The sequence below is a fragment of the Vibrio sp. 10N.222.52.B7 genome, from assembly GCF_041474275.1.
Lineage (GTDB): Bacteria > Pseudomonadota > Gammaproteobacteria > Enterobacterales > Vibrionaceae > Vibrio > Vibrio crassostreae_C.
The window spans coordinates 11,732-28,201 of sequence record NZ_JBFRTU010000030.1; the positions used below are offsets into that span (position 1 = coordinate 11,732).

The window sequence follows — 16,470 nt, forward strand, 5'->3', positions numbered from 1 at the left end:
TGGCGTGATTCTACGTTTAGAGTCATTGCTTTAAAAATGAAATTCGAATAAAACAGTGTTTTAGGGATTTAATGAGTAAATGTGTTTAATTATTAGAGAAATAATCTAAATGTTTCTGCTGTGTTGCGAAGTTTGAGCGTACACTTGTAGTCATATATTGACCTTGCAGGCTACAGTTGTAAGCTTAAATTGATGTAGGTCAGTGGTTTAGGTAATAAAAAAGGGTCGCATTATGCGACCCTTTGAGGTTTATAACCTAGCTTTTATTAGAAGCTACGGCTGTACTGTAGACCCATTAGGATTGCATCTGCACGAGTTGTTGCTGAAATTGACGAAACAACAGAAGTTGATTCATTAACTTTAACATCGTCGCCCATTAAGTATGTGAAACCAAAGTCGATGTTCGACTTTTCGTCTAGGTGGTATGTGAAACCAGCTGAGAACCATTGGCGATCTGAATCTGGAACTGAAACTGAAGTGACTTCATCTTGTGCACTTGTGTCATACATGTAGCCGGCACGAAGTGTCCAATCGCGATTCATGTAATATGTACCACCTAGAGAGTAGTGCATACCATTCTGCCATTCGTAATTGTTTAGAACACCTGCTTTGTCTGCTTCTAGCTTGTCAAATGAGCTCCAACCAATCCATTGCACTGAGTAATGAACTGCGAATTTAGTATCTTCAATCTTGTGGAAACCAGAGAACTCAACCATATCAGGTAGAGGCATATGAAGGGTATCATCTTTATATTCAGTGCCTTGGTAGCTGATATCGCCTTCAGCTTCAAGTTTCGGAGAGTAGTGGTAAGCCAAACCAAAACGGTTATTTTCATTTAACTCGAAAACAGTACCAAGGTTAAAGCCCACAGCCCAACCATCCGCTTCAGCATCAAGAACTGTTTGACCTGCTTGTGGCAAGCCTGGGATTGGCGGAGTATTAACTTCCGAGCTCATTGTTCGTTTCAGTTCGCCTTTACCGTAAATAAGGTCAAGGCCTGCACCAAAGCTCCACTGTTTGTTTAGACGGTATGAACCAGCTAAACCAAAGTTAACACTTTTTACATCTGTTAGGCCGCCGTATTCACCACCCACATAGCTATCGCTGAATTCAGTTTTTGTACCGAAGTTAGAATAAGCATTTACACCCCATGCAAATTTATCATTTACTGGAACGATTAGATGAATGTTTGGTGCAATCGAAGTATCGCCAGCATCGTCATAGTCAGCATTGCTAGAATTACCGCCCATGAAGCCTGTGTAAGTAGCATCCTTGACTTCAATCATAGAAGTGATGCTTTCAAAACCAAGAGATAGTTCAGTTTTGTCAAACAGTGCCATTGCCGCAGGGTTACGTGCCATTACTGACGCGTTATCTGCGATTACTGCATCACCAGCGAAAGCACGGCCGATACCGGTAGCTGATTGTGCGTTAAGTTGGAAACCTGCTGCCATCGCTTGCGAAGACGCCAGTGTAATTGTTACTGCTAAAAGAGACTTTTTAAACAGACGCGTGTTGTTGGTAGTCATTCATTTATTCCTTTATATATCCGCCTCTACAGGGCGATTAATTTGAGCAATTGCTCAATGGTGGCTGATCCTATTCGCAAGTATACGATATACAAATCCGACCATTGGGAATTTTGAGTGGAAAATTATGGAAATGACGCCTATCTGGCACGAAAATGGTGTGAAATGCTGTTTTTTAGAGTTTTAACTCTAGAGGTATTGGTGGTGTGAATGGTTTTGTGGTTCATTTATAAATAAAGCCCAGCAATATCAGTAATATAATTGCTGGGCCTTTTGTGACGGGGCTTTAAGAGCGAATTAGCTCATTGGTTTGATCATTTTTGTCAGCTTTTCGGCGATTTTGGAAACATCCTCACCATTTTCACCCACAAGGATTAAGCTGCTGCCATCTACGGGTGTTACCGAGCCGGACATGCCTTTTTCATCAAAATCGATAGGTTTGTCTGTTGGAATACCGGTTAAAAACAGTGTTACTTTGCCTTTTGCGCCTTGGAAGACCATATGTACTGCGTTGGATTTACCAAAGCCACAGTGGTTTAGGTAATAAACATGGTAAGGGAAAGCGTCATCAAACTGAAAAGCAAATGGGTTCATTTTTGCGTTGATCTGCTGCGATGTAACCTGTTCATCGATGTTACTAACAAAGCTCTTCTCATCAACCACATGCTTCATCGCCGTATCAACTAAACTAGCTTGCGCAGGTGAAACGAATGCATTTCCCCAATTCACTTGGCCAACTAATAAACCAGCAACAAACGCCACTGAGGCAGCCATTGCCATTGCTCGTCTCGCAAACGTAGGCCTTACTACTTTGCTTTCTTCGCTTGAGGTCTGATTGAACAGAATACGATCAGCAAGATCGTCTGGCACATCCACATTCATCGCAGAGTGGATCTGTTTATCAAGCGCTAGTACATCGTCTAAGAAGTTACTATTGGCTTCGCTATTCGCGGTCGCATCAACAATATCTTGTGTACGTTGTTTAGGTTCCGACAATACACGACGACGAAATTCCAAATCATCCATTATGTTGCCCCCTCTCTGCCTCTTCTGTATCCAACAGCTCTTTCAACTGATTTCGAGCTCTGAATAAACGTGTCATCACCGTGTTTTTGTTGAGATCGAGAATATCGGCAATCTCATCACCACTAAAACCACCAATCACTTGCAAGAAGAGAGGTTCACGGTAATCAATTTCAAGTTTCATGATCTGGGCTTGCAACCACTGATGCTGATGGTGCGGGTCATCACTGACACTAGCATCGTTACCGTGATCGTCGATATCAACCAGATCAAACTGTTTGCGTTCAAAACGTCGAGCGTTCTCGCGTCTCAAGATGGTAATCAGCCAAGATTTGGCGGCTTTTTCATCTTGAAGGCTATCGAGTGACTTCCATGCACGAAGGCAAGTTTCTTGAACTAAGTCTTCGGCAATGCTTTTGTCTTTGCATAACCAATAGGCGTAGCGAAAGAGGTCACGATGATAGGCGCGCACAAGTGCTTCGTATTTTCTTTGTTTGTCCATATCAGAGTTGACCGGACGCTTGGCTGTTTTCTTTCCAAACATTTTTATTATTGACACACGAGCCTCCATAATTGCTCTGCGTATAGCTGTCCTCTATACGTTGTGCTTCGTTTTTATATTTTTAGAGCTAACGATCGGCAGGAAATCGTAAAATCACATTAAAATTGATCTACTTCAAAATCTAAGGCCTCGAACCCGTTATAGTACACCTTGTCGTCTAGTTAGTCATTCGTGGCTAGCATGTTGAGCAAGACGACACTTCCTTTTGAAGGCTGACTTTACTTTCTCCTAATCAGGAAACTGATTATTTCAATTGGCGCTAAGTTAATTGCTTTATATACATTCCGACCACACAGCTTTGTGTGGTTTTTTTTTGCCTCAAGAAAACCATTCCCTACACAGCGATAACAGTCTTTGCTTACAATAGTTTAGTCTCTTACGACAACCTTTCCCCCAAAAAGGTTCGCCTGAATGCGCAGTTATATTTTCAAACAGTGAGATACTCGTATCACGTTTATTTAAACGCTCGTTTGATTTAATTAACAACTTCTTTACAATGCTTCAGGTCAGACCTCTTAACTTTAAGGAGAAACCATGGGCAAACAGGAAGTCAAAACGCGTTCTGGAGAACGTGTTGCCGTTGTCGCTGGATTACGAACCCCATTTGCTCGTCAGAGCACAGAATTTAGCCAAGTGCCTGCGGTTGACCTAGGCAAAATGGTTGTGAGCGAAATGCTTGCAAGAACGGATGTCGATCCTGCGCTTATCGAACAAGTTGTGTTCGGCCAAGTAGTGCAAATGCCAGAAGCGCCGAACATTGCGCGTGAAATCGTGTTGGGCACAGGCATGAACATCAATACCGATGCCTACAGTGTCACACGAGCATGTGCGACCAGCTTCCAAGCGGCAGTTAACGTGACCGAAAGCATTATGGCTGGCACGATTGATATCGGTATTGCGGGCGGTGCGGACTCTTCTTCTGTATTGCCTATCGGTGTTTCGAAAAAGTTAGCGGCAAATCTATTAGCGCTGAGTAAAACGAAAACTATGGGTCAAAAGCTGAAAATTCTTAAAACACTTTCCGTAAAAGATTTGATGCCAGTACCACCTGCAGTTGCTGAATACTCGACCGGTTTATCCATGGGACAAACGGCTGAGCAAATGGCTAAGACGCATGGTATTACTCGCGAAGCTCAAGATGCACTTGCTCACCGTTCTCACTCTTTGGCTTCTCAGGCATGGAAAGAAGGCAAGATTAAAGACGAAGTGATGACGGCATTCCCGGCACCTTACAAAAAGTATCTAGCGGAAGACAACAACATTCGCCACGACTCAACGGTTGAAGGATACGCCAAGCTACGTCCTGCTTTTGATAGAAAGTACGGCAGTGTAACGGCAGCCAATGCTACGCCTCTTACCGATGGCGGTGCAGCAGTGATGTTGATGCGCGAAGGTAAAGCGAAAGAACTAGGCTTAGAAGTGCTTGGTTATATTCGTGGTTATGCGTTCTCAGCGATTGGTGTTGAAACAGATATGTTGATGGGCCCGACTTACGCGACCTCACAAGTATTAAAGAACACCGGTTTAGAGTTGTCAGACCTTACACTGATCGAGATGCATGAAGCATTCGCTGCCCAAGTTTTGGCTAACGTTAAAATGTTCGCGAGCGATGAGTTTGCACAGAAGAATCTTGGCCGCGACAAAGCGATCGGTGAGATTGATATGGAGAAGTTCAACGTGCTGGGTAGCTCGATTGCTTACGGACATCCGTTTGCAGCGACTGGCGCGCGCATGATGACTCAAACATTACGTGAACTGAAACGTCGCGGTGGCGGCTTGGCATTGAACACAGCTTGTGCGGCTGGTGGTTTAGGTGCAGCAATGATCTTGGAGGTAGAATAATGTCTACGACTCTTGATGCAACAACAGAAAAAGAAACAGTCGCTCAACCAGATTCAACCTCTGCGACTGAATCAACCAAAAAGAAAGCGACAGCATTTACTCTCAATATCGATGAGCAAGATATTGCTTGGTTAGCGATTGATGTACCAAACGAGAAAATGAACACGCTGCAAGCGGCTTTTGCTGAAGAAATGAAAGCCATCTTCGAGCAACTCAAAGAAAAGCAAAGCCGAGTTAAGGGCCTAATCGTTCATTCTCTTAAGCCAGATAACTTTATCGCTGGTGCTGATGTAAGAATGCTTGATGCGTGTAAAACGGCTGACGAAGCACAGTCTCTGGCTCGCCAAGGGCAGGAGATGTTCCAAACGCTTTCTGAACTACCGTACCCAGTAGTCGCAGCGATTCACGGCCCATGTTTAGGTGGTGGTTTAGAGCTTGCACTGGCGTGTGATTACCGTGTATGTACCGATTCAGATAAGACTCGCGTTGGTCTGCCAGAAGTACAGTTAGGTCTGTTACCAGGCTCTGGCGGTACACAGCGTCTACCTCGCCTTATTGGTTTGCTGCCATCTCTTGACCTAATCCTTACGGGTAAGCAACTGCGCGCTAAGAAAGCGAAATCGCTCGGTGTTGTGGATGCTTGTGTGCCTGAAACTATCCTGCTTGAAGTCGCTAAAAGCTTTGTTGAAAAGAATACGGGCAGTAAAAAAGGTAAGCGCCTTGCGTCGAAAAGCCAAGCGTCGACCAAAGAAAAGCTGATTTCACGTAACGGCCTTGGTCGTAAAGTGATTTTTGAACAAGCTTCTAAGAAGACCAATCAGAAAACACGCGCCAATTACCCAGCAGCGGATGCGATTTTAGACGTGATTCGTTATGGCCTTGAGAACGGCTTTGATAAAGGTCTTCAGTATGAAGCGAAGCGTTTCTCAGAACTGGTTATGACTTCAGAGTCTAAAGCCCTTCGTTCGATTTTCTTTGCAACCACGGAAATGAAAAAAGAACACGGCGCAGACGCAGAACCCAAAGCGGTTAAGCGTGTTGGTGTGCTAGGCGGTGGTCTTATGGGCGCAGGCATCAGCCATGTCAGTGTTGCTAAGGCGAAAGTGCCTGTACGCATTAAAGACGTATCAAATGAAGGTGTACTGAACGCGCTTAACTACAACTTCAAGTTGTTCGATAAGCAGCGTAAGCGTCGCATTCTGAGCCGAGCGGGCCTTGAAAGTAAGATGCTTCAACTGTCTGGTGGTATCGACTTTACGAGCTTTAATCACACCGATGTGGTGATTGAAGCGGTATTTGAAGACCTCGACCTTAAGCAGTCAATGGTTGCGGACATCGAAGCCAATGCCAAGCCAGAGACTATTTTCGCGACGAATACGTCTTCATTGCCGATCCATAAGATTGCGGAGAAGGCGCAGCGACCAGAAAACGTGGTCGGTCTTCACTACTTCAGCCCAGCCGAAAAAATGCCGCTAGTAGAAGTTATCCCTCATGAAACTACGTCAGAAGAGACGATTTCTACGGTTGTTGCATTAGCGAAGAAGCAAGGTAAAACGCCGATTGTTGTGAAAGACACGGCTGGTTTTTATGTGAACCGTATTCTTGCTCCGTACATGAACGAAGCAGCGCATTTACTGCTAGCGAACGAGCCGATTGAAAAGCTCGACAGCACGTTATTGGACTTCGGTTTCCCGGTTGGTCCTATCACTTTATTAGATGAGGTGGGTGTTGATATCGGTGCGAAGATCATTCCGATTTTAGTGAATGAGCTTGGCGATCGTTTCCAAGGTCCTGATGTGTTCGATATTCTTTTGAATGACAATCGTAAAGGCCGCAAGAGTGGTAAAGGTTTCTACACTTACAAAGGCAAGAAGAAGGAAGTGGATAAGTCAGTTTACAAGCTGCTTAAGCTGCAACCAGATCCTAAGTTGAGCGATAACGATATCGCGATGCGCTGTGTGTTACCTATGCTAAACGAAGCGGTTCGTTGTCTAGACGACGGCATTATCCGCAGCCCTCGTGATGGTGATATCGGTGCGATTTTCGGTATCGGTTTCCCGCCATTCCTAGGTGGTCCGTTCCGTTATATGGATCAAATCGGCATTAAGTCACTGGTTGAGATGATGAACGATTTCGCTAAGAAGTACGGTGATCGTTTCGCGCCATGTGATGGCCTACTGACACGTGCTGGATTGGGTGAGTCTTTCTACAAGTAACTCTCTAACTCATTGATTAAGAAGCCCGTATCAAGCAATTGATGCGGGCTTTTCTGTTTTATGAACGAGTGTGAAAGGAATGAGATTCCCGACTCAGTCGTTCCTCCTTCTCGGGAATGATGATTGAGAGATAAAAAGTAAGTTATTGCGTTGATTAGAAAGGTGGTCAAACACACGTCAATCAAAACTACCGTCATCTCCTAAAGCGACGAAGGAGCGTAATAGGAGATCTGCTTTTGGGCTGCATCCAATAAAAAAGGTTGATGCTTTCACATCAACCTTATGATTTTCATTCCAGCTTTATCAGCCTAGCTCAGTATCTTTCGGGCGTAACTGAAACTCATCAATAGAGCCAATTTCAACACCTGCTGACAGCTTCTCTTCCTCATTATGAGCATTACCGTGAGCATGCATAATCAGGCGATTTGCCGTGCGTGGTTTTAGCTGGCTAACCACAAAACGCATCATGTCTGAGCGAGTTAACCCCTTAAGGTCTTCCAATACGCGCTCTCTCTGGTTGAACTCAACATCCTTATTGCCTATCGCAACCCATAAGCGCTGAGCTCGCCCTCGCAAAGTCGTATCTGGTGTCGAAATCTGATTCCAGAGACCGCGCTTACTGCTGTGCCATTGATAGTCGTTAAGCTCCAACAGCACCATGTAAAAGGCATTGAGGAACTCATCTATTGAAGCTAACAAGTCAGCAGGGGCGGCATTCGGTGATTGCACATACAACACAATACCAGGGTGTCGGTTGAGCGGCATATTGCCAGTACCGACCATGTAACCTAGCTGCTGCTTGGTTCGTATCTCATGGAAGAAAGTGGCCGACATCAAATGGTTTGCCAATGAATACAGCGCGATATTTTTAGGTGAAATATCAGGGCATTGGTAATAAACCACAATTGCTGAATCATCTTGGTTACACACCACTTCACGTTGGAAGCTGCCGTTTTCACCGAGCATGATGAGCGGACGCAGTGATTCTTCGTAAGCCTGATCTTGAACACGCAGTGCATCTTTTAGCGTTTCAGCCATCTTGTGTGCATCGGCTTTTTTCCAGTCGCCATACACAAACATCTCAACATGAAGTTCCGCCAAGATTGCTTGAACAAAAGAGGAGAGCTCATCGACCTCTATCGTTTCTAGGGCTTCAATTAACACGGAATAAGGCGGGTTATTTGGTTGAAGTATCCCAGTCATTGCATTAAACAACTGCGAAATAGGGCGATCTTGCGACGCGTTGTTCCAGTTTCTGAGCAATTGATGCTTGATGGTTTCGAAGCGTGTTGGACTAAAGTCGCGTGCTTGGAAACGTTCAAGAATCATATTGAGCAGTTGTGGCTGTTTCTCGCTAAACCCGGACAGAGTGAGCGTTACACCGCCCTGATGGGTGTACATGTTGTAGCCCATTCCGGCGATTTCAGCCTGATACGTATCTTTTTCGAGTGAGTCTAAGAACATCTCTACGCACAAGCGTGTTTTAACGATATTTCTTGGGCTAGCAACTGAGTGCGGGCTATCGATAGCAACATACACCACACCTTTTGGCACCCGGAATTGATGGTCTTGCAGATGCCATAGCTTAAAGCCATCGAGCTCTTCTAACAGTTGTGGGAACTTAGCGTCACCTTCGAGTTCAGTCGGGTCTAGATCGTAGCAAATAAACGGGTTTTTGCTTGGGAGTTCAAACTGCCAACCGGGGTTAATGCACGTAAAGCATTGAACTTGTTCAGCGCTAAAAGGTGTGACCGAGTAGGGCGTAAAGTACCACTTCGCTTCCCTGTCATACTCGAATCCCTGAGCAACAATGGTTGCCCGCATGTTGTCGACGGTTAAGTAAGGCAGCAAAGCACGCTGTAATTCGTCATCGAAATGCGACATTTTGTAATCGCCATACACCACATCTTGCTCTTGATAGTGCTGCATGTTGATGACGAGGTGGCTGACGACATCAAGCGGTCTTGCTGGCTCTTGAAAGCGGAAAGCAGACTCTAAAACGGCGCGTTTTTCTAGGTAGCGCCACTCTTCTATGCCTTGTTGTTCGACTAACTTGATGTACTGAAATATCGCTTGGATGATGTTATCGGTTTTGGTTAAACCTTCTATGGTCAATGAGCAACTGACTGTGAAATCACGGTAGTTACTGCCACTCGCGCCACCACCTGCAGAGAGAGATGTTATCCAGCCTTTCTCTTTGAGTTGCATCATCAAACTGCCTTCACCTTCGTAACCTAAAAGGTGGGCAAAGAACGACAAAGGCTTAACGCCGTAGTGTTCGTCCATGCTTGGCATCGGGAAGGTTAAGATCAGTTTGCGCACTTCTTTAATCGGCTCAACGCGGATTTGTACACCCGTACTTAACTCGCCGACAATCGGAACTTCAACCTTTTTGCCTTGTAGGTTGTGATTGGTGATTGAGCTAAAGCGATCCTCAACCCAGCTTTGCATCTCATCTAACGACTGATTGCCAGACAGTGTCAGTGTCATCAAGTCAGCAGAGTATTGTTGCTGGTGGAAAGCCAAGATCTCTTGTCGAATCGTCTCGCCGTTTCTGTCACCCAACGTATCGATATTACCGACAGAAAACTTCGAGAATGGGTGATTGTGATTCACCAGTTCTTTGGTAACTTGGTACAAGCGTCGTGAGTCGTCGTTGAGTTTCATCTTGTATTCGGAGTCAACGGCTTGGCGTTCTTTGTCTAACGCTTCTTCGTTGAAAAGGGGAGCGGTAAAAAATTGGCTGAAGCGATCGAGTGCGGTTTCAAAGGCATTCAATTCAACATCAAAAAAGAAGCAGGTGTGCTCTGTTCCTGTCCAAGCGTTGTTGCTACCGCCATGCTGGCTGATAAAACTTTGGAACTCTCCGACCTTTGGATACTTTTCAGTTCCCAAAAATAGCATATGCTCTAAGTAGTGAGCTAAACCCTCTCGGTCTGTAGGGTCATCAAAATGCCCCACATTGACGGCTAATGCGGCTGCTGCTTTTTGAGCATTTTGATCCTGAACTAACAGTACACGTAACCCGTTATTTAAGGTTATGTAGCGGTATTGATGTTCATCATTTGGGCTTAAGTGCACAGGAGCATCTCCAGAGAAGGTGGTTTTTAAATTATGTACCCGATGATTCGGCGTGCAAACCTTGTGATCATATTTTGGGATATGAAGTGCTTTTTGGCGATTTCTAAATCACTTTTATCGATTTTTATCAGTAATTTATTTTCTTTTAACAAGATTGTTAAGAAAGTCGAACTCTTTGGCAAGTGACTTGATATAATTATTTATATTGACTGCGGTTTCTCTGGATTGAGAGCCAAACCTAAGTAGCGTTTCGCTGATATATGGGATATATCGACTTTCGACATGTTACGAAGACAGGATTGAACATGAAAATATTCATTATGCGCCACGGTGAAGCAGAACATTTTGCCAACTCGGATGTAGAAAGAGCGTTGACCAAGCGCGGGAAAATGGCTTCTCTTGCCGTGGCACAAGCTGCAAATGAGCAGGGGATTAGTCAATTCGATAAAGTGCTGGTGAGCCCATATTTAAGGGCACAAGAAACGTGGTTAGAGATCTCTCAGGCGTTTTCTGGAAAGAAAGTAGAAACCTGTGATGATATTACGCCTTATGGAATGTCCGACGATGTGTTTGATTTGACCGTGGCAATGGCTGAAGTAGAAAAACTAGAGACCATTTTATTTGTTTCTCATTTACCTCTAGTGGGCTACCTAACAGCAGAGTTTGCAACAGGCATGGCACCGCCTATGTTTCCCACTTCGGGCCTAGCGTGTATCGACTTCAATCTTGAGACACAAAAAGGCGAGTTACTTTGGAATATCAATCCATAGTCGACGCTTAATCTAAGTTGTCTCTCGTAAGCAAAATGAAAAGGGCACCTCAAATATTTGAGATGCCCTTTGTTGTTTATGACGTCGAGCGGATTCGAAAACCAGAATTATTTCTCAGGAATCGACAACAGAACCAATAGTGCGCCATTGCCGCCGAACTCTAACGGCGCTTGGTGGAAAGCCATCACATCAGGGTGTTGTGCTAGCCACAACGGCACTTTCTGTTTAAGGATGTGTTTACCGATACCATGCTGAACACAGGCACACGCCACGCTTTCTTTCACGCAGTGCGCAATCATCGCGCCAAGCTCACGTTTAGCTTCTTGTTGAGTCATACCATGCATATCGAGATACACATCAGGAACGTAGACACCACGACGTAAGCGCTTTACCTCATATTTCGAGACATCATCGCGAGCATAGCGTGTCGGACCCTCTTCGCTAAGGTGCGGAATGAACTCATCCGAGAAATAAAACTCGCTATCACTGGCTTGTCTTGCCGTTCGAGTAATTTCTTTTTGCTTGGCATTTCTTTTTGGCTGCTGGACTATGGTATCCTGTTGCAACTTTTTAACGCCCTTTACTGCATCGTTGAACAGGGCGAAATCGTCATCGAAGTCGGTGTCTTTTTTGCTCATCAGGTTATGAATTCTAATTAGAAACGTAATTAGCAGTATTGTAGCGCTTTTCGGAGACAATTTTGGATAAGATTTTTGTAGAAGAAGCGGTATCAGAACTACACACGCTTCAAGATGTGATTCGTTGGACTGTTAGCCGCTTTAACGCAGCGGGCCTATTTTATGGTCACGGCACTGATAACGCGTGGGATGAGGCAGTACAACTTATCTTACCTACTCTTTATCTGCCGATTGATGTTCCTTCGCATGTGATGAACTCTCGTCTAACGAGCAGCGAACGTCTACGTATTGTTGAGCGCGTAATCAAGCGTATTAATGATCGTACACCAACGGCTTACCTAACCAACAAAGCTTGGTTCTGTGGTCTTGAGTTCTTCGTTGATGAGCGTGTTCTTGTGCCTCGTTCTCCAATTGGTGAGCTGATCGAAGCTCAATTCCAACCTTGGTTAACTGAAGAGCCAACTCGCATCATGGATATGTGTACGGGTAGTGGTTGTATCGCTATTGCTTGTGCTCACGCATTCCCAGACGCTGAAGTAGATGCGATTGATATCTCTAGTGACGCATTGCAAGTTGCAGAGCAGAACGTTCAAGATCACGGCATGGAGCAGCAAGTGTTCCCAATCCGTTCAGATCTTTTCCGTGATTTGCCAAAAGAGAAATACAACCTGATCGTATCTAACCCACCTTACGTGGACGAAGAAGATATGAACAGCCTGCCAGATGAGTTTACTCACGAGCCAGAACTTGGCCTAGCAGCGGGTACAGACGGTCTGAAATTGGTTCGTCGCATCTTAGCTAATGCACCAGACTACCTAACTGACGACGGTATTCTTATCTGTGAAGTTGGTAACTCAATGGTTCATATGATGGATCAGTACCCAGAGATTCCATTCACTTGGATTGAATTCTCTAACGGTGGTCATGGCGTATTCATGATCACTCGTGAGCAGCTTGTTGCTTGCGCTGATGAGTTCTCTATCTACAAAGACTAGGTTTCAATTATTAGGTTAGTGCCCCTATCTTAGGGCTGTAAGCTTAGAACCTGACATCTAGTAAGACGTTCGATTTGAAACGTTTTTATTTAAACGCCATGCAGCAATGCATGGCGTTTTTTATTGCCTAGATTAAAGATGTTTGCATTTATATCGAAGACGTTAAGCGCAATATTTAGTTGATTAATATGAGGGCTTATTACATATTGGTGTTTAATATTTAGTCGTTTTAGTGAGTTAAGGAGGATTCACGATGAGCTTTGATACATGGATTTATTATTTATTAGCGGTGCTAATTTTAACGGCATCACCAGGCCCAAGTTCTTTATTGTGCATGACCAAAGGTGTGCAATCTGGCTTTAAATTATCGATATTTACTGCCTTGGGGAGCTTAACTGCGATTACTGGTATTTTAACTTTATCGTTTACCGGGCTAGGGGTAATTATTGCTTCGTCTGAAGTGGTATTTAATGTCATAAAATGGACTGGTGCGGCTTACCTTATCTTCCTCGGTTGGAAGTCTCTGCGCTCTAGCCAACAAGATTATGACAAGTTATCGGATCAACAAGGCGGTGCTCAATCTGTCAAAGAAAGCGCTGCGCAGCATTACTTAAGTGGCTTTATTGTTGGCGCGAGTAACCCCAAAGCTATCTTGTTTTTTACTGCACTTTTCCCACAGTTTATTGATCCCTCAATTGCGCTATTACCACAGTTTACCGTGTTTGCTTTTACCTTCGCAGTGATGGAATTGTCTTGGTTATTGGTGTATGCCTACTTGGGGGCGAAGTCGTCAAATTGGTTGTTTGCGAAAGGTCGAGCCAAGGTCTTTAATCGTGTCACTGGAGGTGTCTTTATTGGGGCTGGCGCACTGCTTTCGACGACCAGTCGAGCATAACTTTCTGTTTTATCAGAGAGGTGAATGGTTACAGAATATTCTTGATGCTGTCATAAAAGGTTAATATTAATGTGCTTGCTGCTTTTGGCGAAAAGCCGATATATTGTAGTTACACCATCACGTTCTCAAGGAGAGACATATGCAGCATCAAGAAATGATTCAACACAGTAACTTTGGCGTAATCAGTCGTACTTGGATTTTCTCTACCCTTTCTCTAGTGGGTATTCTTGCTCTAATGTAGTCAGCTTCATGGCTCTATAGTTTTAGTTTTTATTATGAAATCACTTGTTAAAAAGTCTTCAAAGTCAGAACTCTTTCTCTTATAAATGTGGCTTTTCTCATCAGGCTAGCCACTTAACTTTTTCTTAGTCATCTTCTTCTAGCAAGCATCCCCCAGTAATTTACTCCTAGTCACCACTTTCTTCTTGTGGAATGGTTTATCACCTTACCTCTATAAACAAGCGCCATCGCACTTCTGAAGTTGTTACGAAACTGTGATAACCTTAAGTTATCTTTTATCTACAGTGTATCTCTCATGTCTGTCTGGGATTCTATTTCATTTAACAATCGATTTACTGCATTACCTCGACTGTTCTATACCCCAATTCAACCTACACCGCTCAGCAATGTCCAATGGCTCGCATGGAATCATAAGCTTGCGGATGAACTCGGTTTTTTGTCATTTGATGATGCTTCCGAGGAATTGCTTGAAACGTTATCTGGCAATGTTGAACCTGAGCAGTTTTCGCCTGTAGCAATGAAATACGCAGGCCACCAGTTTGGTTCTTATAACCCGGATTTAGGTGATGGAAGAGGGCTGTTATTAGCTCAAATTGTCGCGAAAAGTGGCGAAACGTTCGATTTACACCTTAAAGGTGCCGGTAAAACGCCCTATTCACGTATGGGCGATGGACGCGCTGTTATTCGATCAACCGTTCGTGAGTACTTATGTAGCGAAGCGATGGCAGGGCTCAATATCCCAACCACTCGCGCGTTGGCTATGATGACCAGCGACACACCGGTATATCGAGAGAAGCAAGAGTGGGGCGCATTGTTGGTGCGTGCTGCCGGATCACACATCCGTTTCGGTCACTTTGAACATCTGTTTTATACCAATCAGTTGGCTGAGCATAAGTTGCTGGCCGATAAAGTCATTGAATGGCACTTCCCTGAGTGTCTCGATGAAGAGAAACCCTACGCTGCTATGTTTAATCAGATTGTTGACCGTACCGCGGAGATGATTGCGTTGTGGCAAGCGAATGGTTTTGCTCATGGCGTGATGAACACCGATAACATGTCGATCATCGGGCAAACTTTCGATTATGGTCCGTTTGCGTTTCTTGATGAATATGACCCAAGATTGATCTGTAATCACTCGGATTACCAAGGTCGTTATGCTTTTAACCAGCAGCCAAGAATAGGGCTTTGGAACCTGTCGGCACTGGCTCACTCACTTTCTCCGCTGGTGGATAAGGCCGACTTAGAGGCGGCTTTAGAGCAGTACGAACCGCAAATGAACGGTTACTTTAGTCAGATGATGCGTCGTAAGTTGGGGCTACTTTCGAAACAAGAAGGCGACAGTCGTTTGTTTGAATCTATGTTCGAGCTGATGTCGCAAAACAAAGTCGACTACCCAAGGTTCTTTAGAACGCTATCGAACCTAGACACCTTGTCGCCACAAGAAGTGATTGATCTGATAATTGATCGAGAGGCAGCAAAACTGTGGGTAGATAACTACTTACAACGCTGCGAATTGGAAGATAGCTCAGTGGTCGAGCGCTGCGAAAATATGAGACAGGTAAACCCGAAATACATCCTCAGAAACTACCTAGCTCAGCTAGCGATAGACAAAGCAGAGCGCGGTGATAGCAGCGATATTGACGCTTTGATGGTGGTACTGGCAGACCCTTATGCGGAACACCCGGATTATGAATACCTTGCGGCTCTACCTCCTGAGTGGGGTAAAGCCATGGAGATCAGCTGCTCTTCATAACCAACCAATAGCGGATTAAGCCCTAAAGATTCAGATAGAGGTCACTAAGTTGTGATCTTTATCTGTTTGTTCTTCTAACTTTACAAACATGTCAATAATCAAACAATCGGCCAGCCTATACACTATGTGAATAAGTTGTAAATTTAATAGGTTTGGGCGATGCCAACAAATACTCGAATTCTCGTGGTGGATGATGATCAAGAAATCCGCGAGCTGCTGGAAGAGTACCTCACAAAATCTGGTTTCGATGTTTCTTCTGTGGGAGATGGTGTTGAACTAGAAGCTCATCTGCAAAACCAAGGTTATCCAGATCTGATTCTGCTTGATGTGATGCTACCCGGTGACGATGGTTTTACCTTGTGTCAACGCGTCCGTAAGCAATCGAATGTGCCTATCATCATGCTGACTGCCGTATCGGATGAAACCGACCAAATTATCGGCTTAGAAATTGGTGCTGATGATTACATTGCCAAGCCGTTTAGCCCTCGTCAGTTAATGGCGCGTATCAAAGCGTTGTTGCGCCGCGTTCAAGTGGTGGATGACAAGACAAGTGATGCATTGCCAAAACAGATTGTTTTTGGTGATTGGACGCTTGATACGTTAGCGCATCGAATTTCCCACAATGAAAACTCGGAAGAGATGGATTTGTCGGGCAGTGATTTTTCTCTGTTGATGTTGTTCTTAACTCGCCCTAACGAAGTTCTCGACCGTGACACTATCTCATTCGCGACCAGAGGCCGTGAAGCGTTGCCTTTTGAGCGAGGCATTGATGTGCAGCTTAGTCGTCTGAGAAGCCGATTGGGCGACAGTGGCAAGTATCCTCACTACATCAAAACCATGCGCGGTAATGGCTATATCCTCGCTGTGCCTGTTCAGTATGAACACTGATAATCAAGTGATGTTAATTAGCACCTCGGCAATGAAGT

12 protein-coding genes are annotated in these 16,470 nt (G+C 44.6%); 7 read left to right on the forward strand and 5 right to left on the reverse strand.

The window, feature by feature from the left end; translation table 11 throughout:
* Positions 1-266: 266 nt before the first annotated feature.
* From AB4512_RS10390 to AB4512_RS10400, 3 genes are all read right to left on the reverse strand, one after another.
* Entirely contained in the window at positions 267-1,529 is a 1,263-nt protein-coding gene (locus tag AB4512_RS10390) for an outer membrane protein transport protein (protein ID WP_017068970.1), read from the reverse strand.
* 297 nt (positions 1,530-1,826) lie between these two features.
* The gene (locus tag AB4512_RS10395) at positions 1,827-2,555 is read right to left on the reverse strand and encodes a DUF3379 domain-containing protein (protein WP_060983667.1); all 729 of its coding nucleotides are present in this window, start codon (positions 2,553-2,555) and stop codon (positions 1,827-1,829) included.
* On the reverse strand, positions 2,548-3,123 hold the full coding sequence (locus tag AB4512_RS10400) for a sigma-70 family RNA polymerase sigma factor (RefSeq protein ID WP_080582228.1): 576 nt from the start codon (positions 3,121-3,123) through the stop codon (positions 2,548-2,550). Before AB4512_RS10400 ends, AB4512_RS10395 begins: the two co-directional genes overlap by 8 nt.
* Positions 3,124-3,648: 525 nt before the next feature.
* Here AB4512_RS10400 and fadI point away from each other — a divergent pair.
* Together fadI and fadJ are read left to right on the forward strand one after the other, a co-directional pair.
* Entirely contained in the window at positions 3,649-4,956 is a 1,308-nt protein-coding gene (gene fadI / locus AB4512_RS10405; protein WP_017060645.1) for an acetyl-CoA C-acyltransferase FadI, read from the forward strand.
* Complete coding sequence (fadJ, locus tag AB4512_RS10410; RefSeq protein WP_372174876.1) at positions 4,956-7,172, forward strand: fatty acid oxidation complex subunit alpha FadJ; 2,217 nt, start codon at positions 4,956-4,958, stop codon at positions 7,170-7,172. The genes fadI and fadJ overlap by 1 nt, the downstream gene beginning before the upstream one ends.
* 303 nt (positions 7,173-7,475) lie before the next feature.
* Here the strand turns inward: fadJ and AB4512_RS10415 are convergent, their stop codons facing one another.
* Positions 7,476-10,253 carry an insulinase family protein gene (locus AB4512_RS10415; RefSeq protein ID WP_372174877.1) on the reverse strand — a complete coding sequence of 926 codons (2,778 nt, stop codon included), beginning with the start codon at positions 10,251-10,253 and terminating at the stop codon, positions 7,476-7,478.
* 305 nt (positions 10,254-10,558) lie between these two features.
* On the opposite strand from AB4512_RS10415, the gene sixA reads away from it, so the two are divergent.
* Entirely contained in the window at positions 10,559-11,023 is a 465-nt protein-coding gene (gene sixA, locus AB4512_RS10420) for a phosphohistidine phosphatase SixA (RefSeq protein WP_372174878.1), read from the forward strand.
* 107 nt (positions 11,024-11,130) lie between these two features.
* Here sixA and smrB read toward each other — a convergent pair whose 3' ends face one another.
* Positions 11,131-11,661, reverse strand: a complete 531-nt coding sequence (smrB, locus tag AB4512_RS10425; protein WP_048661493.1) for an endonuclease SmrB — start codon at positions 11,659-11,661, stop codon at positions 11,131-11,133.
* A 62-nt stretch (positions 11,662-11,723) separates the two neighbouring features.
* On the opposite strand from smrB, the gene prmB reads away from it, so the two are divergent.
* The 4 genes from prmB to AB4512_RS10445 all read left to right on the forward strand — a co-directional run bounded on the left by prmB (position 11,724) and on the right by AB4512_RS10445 (position 16,432).
* A complete protein-coding gene (gene prmB / locus AB4512_RS10430) occupies positions 11,724-12,656 on the forward strand; it encodes a 50S ribosomal protein L3 N(5)-glutamine methyltransferase (RefSeq protein WP_372170050.1) in 933 nt (310 codons plus the stop codon).
* A gap of 253 nt (positions 12,657-12,909) precedes the next feature.
* Positions 12,910-13,551: a LysE family translocator gene (locus tag AB4512_RS10435; protein ID WP_017060639.1), complete on the forward strand. Its 642-nt coding sequence runs from the start codon at positions 12,910-12,912 to the stop codon at positions 13,549-13,551.
* A 535-nt stretch (positions 13,552-14,086) separates the two neighbouring features.
* Positions 14,087-15,544 (forward strand): protein adenylyltransferase SelO, encoded by a 1,458-nt coding sequence (locus AB4512_RS10440; RefSeq protein ID WP_372174879.1) that lies wholly within the window; start codon positions 14,087-14,089, stop codon positions 15,542-15,544.
* A gap of 159 nt (positions 15,545-15,703) precedes the next feature.
* Complete coding sequence (locus tag AB4512_RS10445) at positions 15,704-16,432, forward strand: response regulator (RefSeq protein WP_017060637.1); 729 nt, start codon at positions 15,704-15,706, stop codon at positions 16,430-16,432.
* Positions 16,433-16,470 lie beyond the last annotated feature (38 nt).

Bases quoted from the DNA above. Each gene is read 5' to 3' on its own strand.
- AB4512_RS10390 (WP_017068970.1), bottom strand. From the start codon at position 1,529: ATGACTACCAACAACACGCGTCTGTTTAAAAAGTCTCTTTTAGCAGTA.
- AB4512_RS10395 (WP_060983667.1), bottom strand. From the start codon at position 2,555: ATGGATGATTTGGAATTTCGTCGTCGTGTATTGTCGGAACCTAAACAA.
- AB4512_RS10400 (WP_080582228.1), bottom strand. From the start codon at position 3,123: ATGGAGGCTCGTGTGTCAATAATAAAAATGTTTGGAAAGAAAACAGCC.
- fadI (WP_017060645.1), top strand. From the start codon at position 3,649: ATGGGCAAACAGGAAGTCAAAACGCGTTCTGGAGAACGTGTTGCCGTT.
- fadJ (WP_372174876.1), top strand. From the start codon at position 4,956: ATGTCTACGACTCTTGATGCAACAACAGAAAAAGAAACAGTCGCTCAA.
- sixA (WP_372174878.1), top strand. From the start codon at position 10,559: ATGAAAATATTCATTATGCGCCACGGTGAAGCAGAACATTTTGCCAAC.
- smrB (WP_048661493.1), bottom strand. From the start codon at position 11,661: ATGAGCAAAAAAGACACCGACTTCGATGACGATTTCGCCCTGTTCAAC.
- AB4512_RS10435 (WP_017060639.1), top strand. From the start codon at position 12,910: ATGAGCTTTGATACATGGATTTATTATTTATTAGCGGTGCTAATTTTA.
- AB4512_RS10440 (WP_372174879.1), top strand. From the start codon at position 14,087: ATGTCTGTCTGGGATTCTATTTCATTTAACAATCGATTTACTGCATTA.
- AB4512_RS10445 (WP_017060637.1), top strand. From the start codon at position 15,704: ATGCCAACAAATACTCGAATTCTCGTGGTGGATGATGATCAAGAAATC.